Genomic DNA, 12,051 nt, shown 5'->3' with positions numbered 1-12,051 from the left:
CCTATCCATTCAAAATAGACCTTCCGGCTGTTGCCATTATCGATATCATTATAAAAAACATTATTGATACACTTATTAAACATGAAGTTATAAGTATTAATGAATCTCCAACAGATGTAATAGTACTAACAATCTTTTTATTGCCAACGGGTTCAATTACTGCTGCCACTATTTTATATAGAAAAGCAATAACCAATAGTTTTATAATCGGTGCAATTACAATGGCGATTATCACCAAAAGTCCAAGACTACTAAGAGCATTTTTAAGTAAAAGGGAATACCCAGCAACAGTAGAAACAGCATCAGACAAACAACCACCTACTATAGGAACAAATGAATCAACTGCAAATTTTATTGTTTTTTCAGTAACGGCATCAATTGTTGCTGATGCTGTACTCTTTATAGTAATAATTCCAATAAATATTGTCATTGTTATTCCTTGTATCCAAAGAACTATACTATTTATTAACTTTGCTAATTTTTCAACTTTATAATCCTCTGAAATATTATTTACAAATACAAGTACAAAGGATACACTAATTAAAGGTACTAAGACGTTAACAAAAATCTTAGCTGCAATGCTAGTAGCGCCTAGTATGAGTGGATCTAATATAGCGGCTTCAGCTACGCCCCCAACACCTGCTAAAAGGATTAATAATACAGGTATTAAAGCATCCATAAAGTCAGTCATAGCTACCATTGTCTCTTTAGCTAAATCTACTCCTATAAAAAAACTTCTTGACAGAATTATTATTAGTAATGCATAGACAGAAAAGAAAGCAACATTTCTTAAGTTTTCATTACTAAATGCCCCCTCTAGTCTTTCAATCAAAGCACATATTATAGTAATGATAATTATCATTAACATTAGTTCCCCTGTTGTACTAACCTCTCTTACTGAGTAATATACTAAGGCTTTAAAAACATTTTCAAAGGAAAGCTCACCATTACCATTTTCTATATATAAATTTACATAATCTTTTAAGTTTATATTATGAAGCATTTCATACTGAGATTGTATTTTAGTTATATAATTATATAAACTTTCTATTTCATTTTCTGAATCACTATCCCCATCAAAATTAGTAAAATTTGTATTACCAAATTCATCTTTACTATTATTTTCATCAGCTTGTACTACATTAATACTAAGAATTAGGATAATACTTAAAAAAACTATAATTTTTTTCATTCACTCACCTTCACAACAGTTTAACTATAGATTCTAAAACTGCCATCAAAACTGGTATTGCTAGAACAAGAATTAATATTTTCCCAGCAAATTCAACCTTTGAAGCAAGATTTCTTTCTCCAGCATCCCTACATAATTCACTGCAAAAGGAAGCCAAATATGAAATACCAAGTATCTTAAATACCGTCACCAAATATACATAATCTATATTTGCTTCTAAGGCTAGTTTTTGTAGTAATTTTAGTATTTCATTAATTGGATTTATCAAGAAAAGAAATATAAGCACACCTGAAACTAAGCTTATAATTACAGCTAAATCTTTTCTTTCACTCTTAATAGTCAGAATTACAAATAAAACAACAAACGCAAAAGATACAATTTTAATAATTTCCATAATTTTCTCCTAAAAAGAAAACATTGTCTTGATTGTATTAAATAATTGATTTATCAAATTTAGTACCATCATCAAAATGATAACTATACCTGCAATATTCACAACAAGAGCGTAGTCATCTTTTCCGCCGCTAGTTTTAATAATTTTATCAATTATTATAATCAACAAACTAACTCCTGCTAATTTAAAAATTATACTTATATCTAACATCATTATCCCCCTATACAATTATAATTACGATGGCTGCACCAAAAGCAAACCCAAGGGTTCTATATAATTTCAAGTTTTTTTTCATATCTTCATTAGCTTCTTCCAAATTCTTTTTAATTTTAAGAAGCGACAATTCAATAATATTTTTTTGACCATCTACATCTGATTCGCCTAATGATTTTGCGAGTTCAACAAGGATTTCAATATCTTGTTTTTTTATACTGTATTCTTTATTATGTTCTATAAAATGTTGTCTAAATGCAGTATAAATATTTTCCACTTCATTCCTTGTAAGTTTCTTCCATACATCTAAATAAATATTGGCTATCGGTTTTTCAATCTTTTCACTAATTTTTTTAAAAATAATTGGTAATGGAGTATATGTATATACAATTTCATTTTTTATTATATAAATCGATTGCTGAATTTCAACGATTTCAGAAACTCTTTTTTTGAGTTTTTCTCCATAAGAAATACCCACTAAAGTACAACCAAGTATAATTATTAATGATAAAATAAGTTTAATTAACATATCATTCCCTCAATCTTTTTTTTAGTTGTGAAATCATATACATATTCAACTGTTCCTATTCCATTAGAATTACTTAACACAAAGGCTCTTTTTAAAATATTATAGTCATCCATTCTTTTAAATACTTTTCTATCTAAAAGATCTTCAATACCATATCCATGAATAGTAACAACAAGTTTTATTCCAGAATTAGTAGCATTAATTATGCTTTTTATATCATTCTCAGTACCTATTTCATCACATATAATTACATCAGGTGACATACTTCTAATAGCCATAATTATACCTTCACTTTTAAGACAATTATCTAAGACATCGGTTCTCTTACCAACATCTAGTTGTGGTATTCCATTATAACAACCAGCAATTTCACTTCTTTCATCTATAATACTTACATTCACGCCATCTACTTTTCTCTGGTTTAGCATAAAACCATCTGATAGATTTTTAGATAAATCTCTAATTATAGTGGTTTTCCCACATTTAGGGGGAGAAATAATTATTGCACTCATCAAGTCACCGTTTTGAAATAAATAGGGAAGTATTTTTTTAGAACACCCTTTAATTTCTCTACATATTCTTATATTAAATGAGGAAATTTTTTTAATAGTTTTTATACTTCCATGTTCCATCACACACGAACCGCATATTCCTACTCTATGACCTCCATTTACCGTAATATAACCTTGTTTTAATTCTTCATCTACAGAGTACTTTGAGTAATTACTTATTTTTTGAAAAATTATATTTATTAACTTTTCATCAACAGAATAATTAATTATTTTTTCTCTAGTGCCAATAAAAATTTGAATAGGTTTGTTAATTCTAATTCTTATTTCATTGATTTTTTCTTTTTGTTCTAATTCCTCTATTTGCAGTATTAAATCATTAGGTAGCAAATAATATAAATCTGAAACACCCAATCTTTCTCCTCCTCTCTTTACTTATTTCTATTGCTTGAACATGTAAAATATTCCAAAAAAAGAAAAAGGTGCAAATTTAAATTTGCACCTTTTCCCATTCTTCTTTTTTACTATATTCTATTCTATTATAATTGAATTTTTACAATTAGGACATTGGATTTTAATCCCTGTACCTTCTAAAGTCTTTTCTACAGATATGATTTCATTACATTTATCACAAGTAACTTCAAAAAACTCTTCTATATCAAATTGATAATCTTCATCATCAAAACCAAAAAGTTCATCTTCTATGTTCCCAATATTTTCATCTAGAACTGTTACATATTCATTCGTCTCATCCAACTCTTTTTCAAGCATTTCAATTCTACTTCCCATTAAGTTAATAACTTCAAACAGTTCTTCTATGATTTGAAAGTTTTCATCTGCTTTAAATGAGTTTAAATTAGCACCGATTACTTTATTTTTTAATGAAGATATTTTTTCTTCAAATGATTCCAATAAAATCACTTCCTATACTAATTATACTCTTTCCATGTAATCGCCAGTTCTTGTATCTACTCTAATAGAGTCCCCTTCGTTAATAAATAAAGGAACATTAACTATTGCACCTGTTTCTAGTGTAGCTGGTTTCATTACATTGCTTGTAGTATTACCCTTTACTCCAGGTTCACATTCAGTTATTAAAAGTTCTACAAAATTAGGTGGTTCAACTGAAAATGCAGTACCTTTAAAAAATTTAATTACTGCAAACATATTTTCTTTTAAATATTTTATTGCATTTTCTACTTCGCTATAGCTCAAAGGGATTTGCTCATATGTTTCTCCATCCATAAAATAGTACAAATCTCCATCTGCATATAGATACTGCATTTCTTTTCTTTCTATGATTGCTTCTTGTAATTTAGCAGTTGGATTAAATGATTTTTCAACAACTCCACCTGTCATTACGTTTTTAAGTTTAGTCCTTACAAAGGCAGCTCCTTTACCTGGTTTTACGTGTAAAAATTCCACAACAGTGAATACTTGTCCATCTGTTTCAAAGGTAGTTCCTTTTCTTATTTCTCCTGCTGAAAACATTATGTATACCTCCATAAAATATATTTATATTATTATCATTTACAGAATTAATTAATTATATGCAAATTAACTCCTTACTTGATTTTGATAAAACCTCACAACCATCTTTTTTTACTAAAATAAGATCTTCAATCCTTACTCCACCAAAATCCGGTATATATATACCTGGTTCATCAGTAATAATCATTCCTTCTTTTAGTACAATATGATTTCTAGAATTTACTGCTGGTGCTTCATGTATTTCTAATCCTACACCATGACCTAAACCATGACCAAAATAATCTCCGTAACCCTTAGATTTAATATAATCTCTTGCTATTTTATCAACCTCTGATGCTTTAACACCTTCTTTGATATACTTCAAAGCTTGTGCCTGAGCTTCTTTTACAGTATTGTAAATATCGAGCATTTTTTCACTAGCCTCACCTACAACAATTGTCCTTGTCATATCTGAGCAATACTCATCATAAATACATCCAAAATCTAATGTAATAAAATCACCATTTTCTATGATTTTATCACTAGCAATACCATGTGGAAGTGACGATCTTTTACCTGAAGCTACTATAGATTTAAAAGAAACACCTTGTGCACCTAATTTTTTCATATCATATTCTAGTTGCAAAGATACTTCTTTTTCAGTCATACCAGGTTTAATGAACTTAACAATTTTCTCAAATGCATCATCAGCAATAGATGCTGCTTTACTAATCTTTTTAATTTCAAAATCATCTTTTATAATTCTCATTTTTTCTACTAAACCGTTTAATGGGATTAGTTCACAATTTAAATTTTTTGCAAATTCATCATATTTAGAAAATGTCAATATATTCTCTTCAAATCCTAATTTTGTAATATTATTTTTCACAATAAGTTTAGCTAAATCCTTAGTAAAAGGTGTGCTATACTGGTAAATTTCAAACCCTTCAACTTGGTCCCTTGCTTGTTCTATATATCTTGAATCTGTAATAAAAATATCTTTATTTTTTGAAATCAAAGTATAACTTTCATCTCCCGTAAAATAAGATATATAGTTCCTATTTGGATCACCTGTTAACAATATTCCATCTAAATTTTCTTCTATCATAAAAATTTTTAACTTTTCTAATCTAGTATTAATCATACTATGCCTCCTAAATTACTAAACAATGATATTTTATCAAAACTTATGTTCATTTGCAAATATATTTACCCAACATATTATTTTAATTCAAATTTTGCCCTTAATTCAGGACTATTGTCTGAATTATAAGAAAACCCTATATTTTTAATGGCTAAAAAAGGTATTTCAGATAATTCTTCCAAAAGCAAATTTTGTTTCTCTTCTTTTCCTAAAATCATTATTGAACAATTAATATTTCCATCTCCTTTTTTGTTAAGTTCTTCTATTAAAATGTTGTCATCTGATAATTTCGCATATAACTCTTTTTCAATATTTTCCCTCTGAACTTTAAGTAATTCTTCTTCTCCTAATTCTTCTGAAAAATTATTAGTATTCACTCCAACATCTTTATTACTCTTATACAGGAGAAAATTATAGATATTAATGTATGTAATTATTATTACTAGAAACATAATTACTACTCTATATTTAAAATTGCCACTAATATTAAATACCCCCTCCACTAAATTCTAAAGAATAATAATCGCCAAGATTAATTACTTTAATTTCATAAACATTAAAATTTTTTTCTAATTCCAAATTCAATTTTCTAATTTTGTACTTATCTTTTACGTTAAATTGGATATACACCCTATCTTCTTCAATGTTTAAATTAGTAATTTCATAATCTTTACCCACTTTAAGACTTTTTGATAAATCACATAACTTTCTCTTATTTTTTTCTTTTAAAATATTATTTACTTGGATTGCTTCACCATAATCTGCTACTGTTTCATTTTCATAACACTTATTTTCAATTTTGCTTAAATATTTATTAAAGTAAATTGATGCTAAAAAAACAACTACCAAAATACTTATTACAATAACATAATAAAACTTCGCTTGCCTAATTCCTTTATCAATATACCATTTTGGTGTAAAATCACTTTTATTCATAATCGCTCCCTATTCAAATATCAGTTGTCTCCTATCATAAAACCCAAGATTAATAATATTTATCTTGGGAGATACCCCTTTTAAATTTTTTTCTTCTATATTAATAGTATATAAATCATACAATTTATTATTTTGATTACATGTATTAATAAAAGAAGAAAACCCGCAATCTAAAATTTCATCATCCCTTATTCTACTTTCTCTAATAAGAATACCATTATCATATTGGTCATAAAAATAATAATTTTTATAATAATAAACAACAGAAAAAGCGACATCATTAATCAAAGACATAACTATATCAGCAAAATATTCTTGAATTATATGTATTGCTTTTATCTTTTTATTTTTACAGTTTTTAACTATTTTATCCATACCAGTCCTATTTATGCAATACATTATAATATTTATGTTTTTATCATCTTCCTTAATAATTTTATATGAAAATTCGATAAGTTTTAATGAATCCCCAAATTCGCTTTTCAATTTATAATTCAAAACGCTACTGATTTTTTTTCTTGGCATACTAGGTAAACTTAAATTTCTAATTACAATCTCCTCATCCTCAAGAATAATAATGATTTTTTTTCTAAGCCCAATTGGTTTATTGATAAGTATCTTTTTACTCTTTAAGTCCACAATAAAATCATCTAAACTTACATTCATATTTTCCTTTCTTTTATCTAAATATATGTTAACGTCATCTTTATTTAAAAAAACCATGATTTCATTTTTCATAAACGAGTCCTTTCCATTTAAGTATTAATACTAAAATAAATATTGCTATTAATAATAGCAACATTATATAATTCAACTTCTTCATCTAAATTATTAGTTGCTAGATGAAGAAGTATTTTATCATCTATAATCTCAACATAACTTTTATCAAATTGGATTTTGTTTTCTTCTACATAAGTCAAAAATACTGCCTTCTCAGAAAAAGCATTATTTATGTATAATCTGCTTACTCTTTTTAATAGAACTTCTCTTTGCAAATTAAATTCTTCATTTTGAAAAATATCCTCTTTTAATAAATCAATATGTGCTTTTCTCTTTATTAAAAAATTAAAACTACTTAGTGTAATCATTAGTATTATTGCAAACATTATTATTGTTTCAATTAATATATATCCTGACTTAACCCTTGTATATTTACACATCTTTTAAAATTCTCTCCCGAATCAAATTTCACTTCAACAAATAGTAATTCATTTCTATTATAAAATTCTAAATCACATACGCTTCTCATTAAAATATCTTTTGTCGTCCTGCTATTATATTTTTTGTAATAATTAATATAAATATCACCCATTGTTTCGCCATTTATTTCACATAAATAAATGGTGTTTTTATCACCTGTTTTTTTTCTTATAATTAATTGGTCTTCATTAATTGTAATGGACTTATTTTCTATATCCTCTATTTCATATTGTATATACCTTATAAACTCATCAAAATAAACTCTGTCATTATAATCACTAACTATTTCATAATTATATTTATTCATATCTACAAATACTTGCGATAAAATAAGCATCAGAACCATTGCAGTACCTGCATACAATAGTTCTTCTATTATGCTTACTCCTTTTTTTTTCATATACAAAGATAATCCCCTTTATAAAATGAACCCATATAAGTTTTTTTATCTTTATCTACAAATGATAATATAACTAATAAAACGCCTTCTTCATATTCTTCAATTTTTACGTCTAAATATGGATAATATACAGGTACTTTATTTTGAAAAACGCTTTTAATATCTTTATTATCTAGTTCATCAATACACAAATTATTATTATTGATAAATACTCTGTTATCTTTTCTCATATCTTGATATTCTTCATATTCAATATTTACTTTTAAATTTTCGTACACAACTTCCATTACCTCTAGATAATTTTCTTTTTTAATTATATTAGCTTTTGCTATATTAAGAGCAAAAATGGTTCGATTCAAGTAACCTAAAACGATAACAGATAAAGCTATGCAAACCATAATTTCTATTGCGGTTATACCTTTTTTAGTTTTTGATATCAACATATGTTGTGGCCACCTTTATGGATATTATGTGTTTTTCATCATATCTATCAAAATATGATATTGTAGATGTAGCTGCAACTCCTCCCTTATTATTTATATAAATAGTTGGTGGTTTTCCTAAAAATTCAAATTCTTTTGGAATATAATAACTATCCACAATTCCTCCAACAATAAACTTAAATGCTACCCTTTGATTTTCATAAAATACAATTTTACCTTCCCTATTATTGATTTTACATTTTATTTTTGATTCATTTATTATTGTCATTATTTCACTACTACAATTTTTAACATCTAAATAATTTTCCACTTTCTTGCATAATTTTGCATAATTTAAAAGTATGAAACTACTTAATATTATAAAAACTGCTAAAATGACCATAAGCTCTATTAATGTATATCCTTTTATATTCAATTGTTACCTCTTGTTTTAAATTATTCTCCAATTGCAAACGGACTGTTAGTATCTGTGCTATCTAAATCCATTGTATATGTCACTCCATCAAATACAATTACAACATTAGAACCTGTAGTTACTGAAACATCTTCATTATCAATTTCCACACCCATTAATGATTCAATGTCTTCTCCTAATTTCGCATTATCAATTTGATAATTATTACTAACATAACTCTCCATAGCAACAGAATATAACTTTCTTCCAGTATCTTGTTTCTTTAAATCCTCAGCTTTTTTTGTGTATCCTATCAATTTAGGAATCATGAAAGAAGATAGCACTGCAATAATGGCCATGCATACTATTAATTCAATTATTGTAAAACCTTTCTTATTATTACTTGTAAACTTATTTGTTTTCATGTTTTAAAACCTCCATATTAAATTTATATATTTATATTTTTTGTAGTAAATTAACCTTTTCATAAAATTTAAATATCATAATAAGCTCTCATAATCACTCATTAATGGGCCTATTACACTCATAAATAATCTGCATACAATAAAACCTATAATTATAATTAATGCTGGTTCTATTAGGGATACTATCTTTTTAAAAATTGATAATAGTTCATCATAATTTTCTTTATATATCATTTCTGTAGATTTTTCTAAAGTTCCAGTTTCTTCACCAATTGCAATTGTTGTCAAATAGCTATTTTTAAAAATCTTACTTTTTTCTAAAGATTTTGTTAGACTATTACCATTTAAAAGGTCATTGATAATTGTTTTAACAATTTCGATAGTTCTTTTGTTTGTTTCACAGCTCTCAATAATTTTTAAAGCATTTATTATATCTATACCATTACTTATCATCATATGGAAACTAAAGAAAAATTTATAAGCAAAGTACTTTCTTCTTATATTATTAAAAATATTAATTTTTTTAATAATGGAATTATCACTATGTTTTTTTATTAATGCTCCAATTATAGTAATAGCAATTATCATTACAATAGCTATCCAATTATCACACCATTTTGCTCCATCACTATTGTTTTCAATAGGAATAGTAGTTTGCATTTCAGAATATATTTTAGGTACAAAATATATTTTTATTGATATATACACACATAAAGTCATCAAAGTAGTTATTATCGGATAAGTTATACTCCTCAATAATTCTTTCCTTAAATTATCAATATTAGAATAATAGTAATTTAAAGAATCAAAAATATTATCTAAATCACCGCAATTCTCTCCTACGCTAATCATAGAGGTAAACATATTCGGGAATTTTATAGACATCTTTAATAAACTTTGTGACATACTTTCGCCACTTAACATTTCTACTTTAAGTAGGTTTAAGATATCTTTAACTCTTTTATTATTACTTTCTGAAATATATAATTGTATGCTCTGAATTATTGGTATTCCACTTTTTAAAATTTTACTTAAGGAATCAGATAACCTAACTAATTCCTTAATACAAATTTGTTTGTTTTTGAGTTTTATCTCTTTTTTTTTATATTTAGATATCAAAAGTTTTTTTTCTCGTGTATAATCAAAAAAATCTTTTTCTGATTTACATACACATACAGCCTTTACAACTTCACCATCTACGGTATAAGCATTATAATTAAATCTGTACATATTTCGCCTCACTATACGCTAAAATACACTTTCTTAAATTCCTCAAAGGTCGTTTTTCCTTCATTAACCATTTGGAAACATCTTTTTTTTAAATCAATAAAATCACTGTTTTTTATTACCTTTGCTAAAGATTCAAAATTATCCCTATATAGTTGATTCCTTATTTCATCATCTATTGTTAATATTTCAAATAACGCCATTCTACCTTTATACCCTGTGTGCTCACACATTTCACAACCTTCACCAGTTACTTCAGTAAAAGTATATTTTTCATTATGTAATTGAATTATTGAATCATTCTTAGATTTCTTACTGCAATGCGAACAATTTGTTCTAATTAATCTCTGCGTTACAATTCCAACTAACGCATCAACTAAAAGATATGATTTTACATTCATATTTAACAATCTTTGTATTGTTCCTATAGAATTTTTAGTATGAATTGTTGATATTACCAAATGTCCTGTCAGTGAGGCTCTAACGGCAATCTTTGCTGTTTCTTCATCTCTAATTTCACCAATAATAATCACATCCGGATCTTGTCTTAATATACTTCTTAATCCATTTGAAAAAGTAAGTCCAGATTTCAAATTAACATTTATTTGATTTACATTTTTGATTGTATATTCCACAGGATCTTCAATAGATACAATATTTAAACTCTCTCTATTTATTTCATTAATAAATGAATATAATGAAGTAGTTTTTCCACTTCCCGTTGGACCTGCAATAAGTATTAAGCCACTAGAATGGTTTAGTATGTTATCAATCTTTTTTCTTTCATCTCCATTAAGTTTTAAATCATTTAATGCAAAGCAATTATTTGATTTATCAAGTATTCGAATAACTATCTTTTCTCCAAACACAGTTGGGATTGTTGAAATTCTTAAATCGCATTTCTTATTATTAATGTTAAAAGTATATTTACCATCCTGTGGAATTCTCTTTAGAGAAATGTCCAAATCAGATAAAAGTTTTATTCTCGTAAGCATTCCTTTATAGATACTTACTGGGATTCTTCTATATTCCCTTAAATAACCATCTATTCTAAATCGTATCTTTGTTTCTTCCTTAAATGGTTCTATATGAATATCACTAGCTTTTTTAGAAATAGCCATCTCAATAATTGTATTGATAGTTCGAGTTGCAGGAGATAAATTATTTTCTAAATACTCTTCTTTTTTATATTTATTTTCTCCTACACTTGTATTTATTACTTCATCAATAGCTATTTCTCCATAGTATTGCTCAATTTTATCTAAAATAAAATCATCATTTTTTATAGTGGCCTTAATTCTTTTATTTGTTAAAAGTCTTAAATTGTTCTCTATTTCCTTACTAGAATTTTGGCCTTTATATATATAAATATATTCATCGCTATAATCATAAGGAAAAACTATGTGCTTTGTAGCAATATTCTTTGGTATAAAATCAATAGCTAAATAGTTATCTTCATATGCTTTTTTTGAATTACTCATCTTATTAATCTATCCACCTCCTATATTTCTATTTATTACCAAATATTTGTTTTTTAAACACAAAAAATAAAAAAATAAACGTCAAATAATTATA

At 26.2% G+C, this 12,051-nt stretch carries 18 protein-coding genes; all 18 read right to left on the bottom strand.

The window, feature by feature from the left end; genetic code table 11:
• Window position 1: 1 nt before the first annotated feature.
• Window positions 2-1,192, bottom strand: a complete 1,191-nt coding sequence (gene spoIIIAE / locus ACVHXK_RS00390) for a stage III sporulation protein AE (RefSeq protein WP_461204356.1) — start codon at window positions 1,190-1,192, stop codon at window positions 2-4.
• A 10-nt stretch (window positions 1,193-1,202) separates the two neighbouring features.
• Window positions 1,203-1,586: a stage III sporulation protein AD gene (gene spoIIIAD / locus ACVHXK_RS00385; protein ID WP_461204355.1), complete on the bottom strand. Its 384-nt coding sequence runs from the start codon at window positions 1,584-1,586 to the stop codon at window positions 1,203-1,205.
• 9 nt (window positions 1,587-1,595) lie between these two features.
• Window positions 1,596-1,796 (bottom strand): stage III sporulation protein AC, encoded by a 201-nt coding sequence (gene spoIIIAC, locus ACVHXK_RS00380; RefSeq protein WP_461204354.1) that lies wholly within the window; start codon window positions 1,794-1,796, stop codon window positions 1,596-1,598.
• A gap of 10 nt (window positions 1,797-1,806) precedes the next feature.
• Window positions 1,807-2,328, bottom strand: a complete 522-nt coding sequence (gene spoIIIAB / locus ACVHXK_RS00375) for a stage III sporulation protein SpoIIIAB (RefSeq protein WP_461204353.1) — start codon at window positions 2,326-2,328, stop codon at window positions 1,807-1,809.
• Window positions 2,322-3,251, bottom strand: a complete 930-nt coding sequence (gene spoIIIAA, locus ACVHXK_RS00370) for a stage III sporulation protein AA (protein ID WP_461204352.1) — start codon at window positions 3,249-3,251, stop codon at window positions 2,322-2,324. The genes spoIIIAB and spoIIIAA overlap by 7 nt, the downstream gene beginning before the upstream one ends.
• 117 nt (window positions 3,252-3,368) lie before the next feature.
• Window positions 3,369-3,749: a CD1247 N-terminal domain-containing protein gene (locus tag ACVHXK_RS00365; protein WP_461204351.1), complete on the bottom strand. Its 381-nt coding sequence runs from the start codon at window positions 3,747-3,749 to the stop codon at window positions 3,369-3,371.
• A gap of 21 nt (window positions 3,750-3,770) precedes the next feature.
• Window positions 3,771-4,328, bottom strand: coding sequence for an elongation factor P (gene efp, locus ACVHXK_RS00360; RefSeq protein WP_461204350.1), 558 nt, complete (start codon window positions 4,326-4,328; stop codon window positions 3,771-3,773).
• 55 nt (window positions 4,329-4,383) lie between these two features.
• Window positions 4,384-5,451, bottom strand: a complete 1,068-nt coding sequence (locus ACVHXK_RS00355; protein ID WP_461204349.1) for a M24 family metallopeptidase — start codon at window positions 5,449-5,451, stop codon at window positions 4,384-4,386.
• Between the two features lie 77 nt (window positions 5,452-5,528).
• A complete protein-coding gene (locus ACVHXK_RS00350) occupies window positions 5,529-5,903 on the bottom strand; it encodes a hypothetical protein (protein ID WP_461204348.1) in 375 nt (124 codons plus the stop codon).
• A 34-nt stretch (window positions 5,904-5,937) separates the two neighbouring features.
• Window positions 5,938-6,387: a hypothetical protein gene (locus tag ACVHXK_RS00345; RefSeq protein ID WP_461204347.1), complete on the bottom strand. Its 450-nt coding sequence runs from the start codon at window positions 6,385-6,387 to the stop codon at window positions 5,938-5,940.
• A gap of 9 nt (window positions 6,388-6,396) precedes the next feature.
• The gene (locus ACVHXK_RS00340; protein WP_461204346.1) at window positions 6,397-7,125 is read right to left on the bottom strand and encodes a hypothetical protein; all 729 of its coding nucleotides are present in this window, start codon (window positions 7,123-7,125) and stop codon (window positions 6,397-6,399) included.
• Between the two features lie 17 nt (window positions 7,126-7,142).
• Entirely contained in the window at window positions 7,143-7,547 is a 405-nt protein-coding gene (locus ACVHXK_RS00335; RefSeq protein WP_461204345.1) for a hypothetical protein, read from the bottom strand.
• Window positions 7,508-7,987, bottom strand: coding sequence for a hypothetical protein (locus tag ACVHXK_RS00330; RefSeq protein WP_461204344.1), 480 nt, complete (start codon window positions 7,985-7,987; stop codon window positions 7,508-7,510). Before ACVHXK_RS00330 ends, ACVHXK_RS00335 begins: the two co-directional genes overlap by 40 nt.
• Window positions 7,984-8,430: a hypothetical protein gene (locus ACVHXK_RS00325; protein ID WP_461204343.1), complete on the bottom strand. Its 447-nt coding sequence runs from the start codon at window positions 8,428-8,430 to the stop codon at window positions 7,984-7,986. Before ACVHXK_RS00325 ends, ACVHXK_RS00330 begins: the two co-directional genes overlap by 4 nt.
• The gene (locus ACVHXK_RS00320) at window positions 8,411-8,845 is read right to left on the bottom strand and encodes a prepilin-type N-terminal cleavage/methylation domain-containing protein (protein WP_461204342.1); all 435 of its coding nucleotides are present in this window, start codon (window positions 8,843-8,845) and stop codon (window positions 8,411-8,413) included. Before ACVHXK_RS00320 ends, ACVHXK_RS00325 begins: the two co-directional genes overlap by 20 nt.
• Window positions 8,846-8,865: 20 nt before the next feature.
• Window positions 8,866-9,249 carry a type II secretion system protein gene (locus ACVHXK_RS00315; RefSeq protein ID WP_461204341.1) on the bottom strand — a complete coding sequence of 128 codons (384 nt, stop codon included), beginning with the start codon at window positions 9,247-9,249 and terminating at the stop codon, window positions 8,866-8,868.
• A 75-nt stretch (window positions 9,250-9,324) separates the two neighbouring features.
• Window positions 9,325-10,479 (bottom strand): type II secretion system F family protein, encoded by a 1,155-nt coding sequence (locus tag ACVHXK_RS00310; protein WP_461204340.1) that lies wholly within the window; start codon window positions 10,477-10,479, stop codon window positions 9,325-9,327.
• A gap of 11 nt (window positions 10,480-10,490) precedes the next feature.
• Window positions 10,491-11,957: a GspE/PulE family protein gene (locus ACVHXK_RS00305; RefSeq protein ID WP_461204339.1), complete on the bottom strand. Its 1,467-nt coding sequence runs from the start codon at window positions 11,955-11,957 to the stop codon at window positions 10,491-10,493.
• Window positions 11,958-12,051: the final 94 nt, after the last annotated feature.

This window comes from Clostridium sp. DL1XJH146, from assembly GCF_054819755.1.
This window is presented reverse-complemented; position numbering and strand designations above follow the sequence as displayed.

Excerpts from the sequence above, each read along its gene's own strand:
- spoIIIAE (WP_461204356.1), bottom strand. The coding sequence starts at position 1,192 with ATGAAAAAAATTATAGTTTTTTTAAGTATTATCCTAATTCTTAGTATT.
- spoIIIAD (WP_461204355.1), bottom strand. The coding sequence starts at position 1,586 with ATGGAAATTATTAAAATTGTATCTTTTGCGTTTGTTGTTTTATTTGTA.
- spoIIIAC (WP_461204354.1), bottom strand. The coding sequence starts at position 1,796 with ATGTTAGATATAAGTATAATTTTTAAATTAGCAGGAGTTAGTTTGTTG.
- spoIIIAB (WP_461204353.1), bottom strand. The coding sequence starts at position 2,328 with ATGTTAATTAAACTTATTTTATCATTAATAATTATACTTGGTTGTACT.
- efp (WP_461204350.1), bottom strand. The coding sequence starts at position 4,328 with ATGTTTTCAGCAGGAGAAATAAGAAAAGGAACTACCTTTGAAACAGAT.
- ACVHXK_RS00355 (WP_461204349.1), bottom strand. The coding sequence starts at position 5,451 with ATGATTAATACTAGATTAGAAAAGTTAAAAATTTTTATGATAGAAGAA.
- ACVHXK_RS00350 (WP_461204348.1), bottom strand. The coding sequence starts at position 5,903 with ATGTTTCTAGTAATAATAATTACATACATTAATATCTATAATTTTCTC.
- ACVHXK_RS00345 (WP_461204347.1), bottom strand. The coding sequence starts at position 6,387 with ATGAATAAAAGTGATTTTACACCAAAATGGTATATTGATAAAGGAATT.
- ACVHXK_RS00340 (WP_461204346.1), bottom strand. The coding sequence starts at position 7,125 with ATGAAAAATGAAATCATGGTTTTTTTAAATAAAGATGACGTTAACATA.
- ACVHXK_RS00335 (WP_461204345.1), bottom strand. The coding sequence starts at position 7,547 with ATGTGTAAATATACAAGGGTTAAGTCAGGATATATATTAATTGAAACA.
- ACVHXK_RS00330 (WP_461204344.1), bottom strand. The coding sequence starts at position 7,987 with ATGAAAAAAAAAGGAGTAAGCATAATAGAAGAACTATTGTATGCAGGT.
- ACVHXK_RS00325 (WP_461204343.1), bottom strand. The coding sequence starts at position 8,430 with ATGTTGATATCAAAAACTAAAAAAGGTATAACCGCAATAGAAATTATG.
- ACVHXK_RS00315 (WP_461204341.1), bottom strand. The coding sequence starts at position 9,249 with ATGAAAACAAATAAGTTTACAAGTAATAATAAGAAAGGTTTTACAATA.
- ACVHXK_RS00310 (WP_461204340.1), bottom strand. The coding sequence starts at position 10,479 with ATGTACAGATTTAATTATAATGCTTATACCGTAGATGGTGAAGTTGTA.
- ACVHXK_RS00305 (WP_461204339.1), bottom strand. The coding sequence starts at position 11,957 with ATGAGTAATTCAAAAAAAGCATATGAAGATAACTATTTAGCTATTGAT.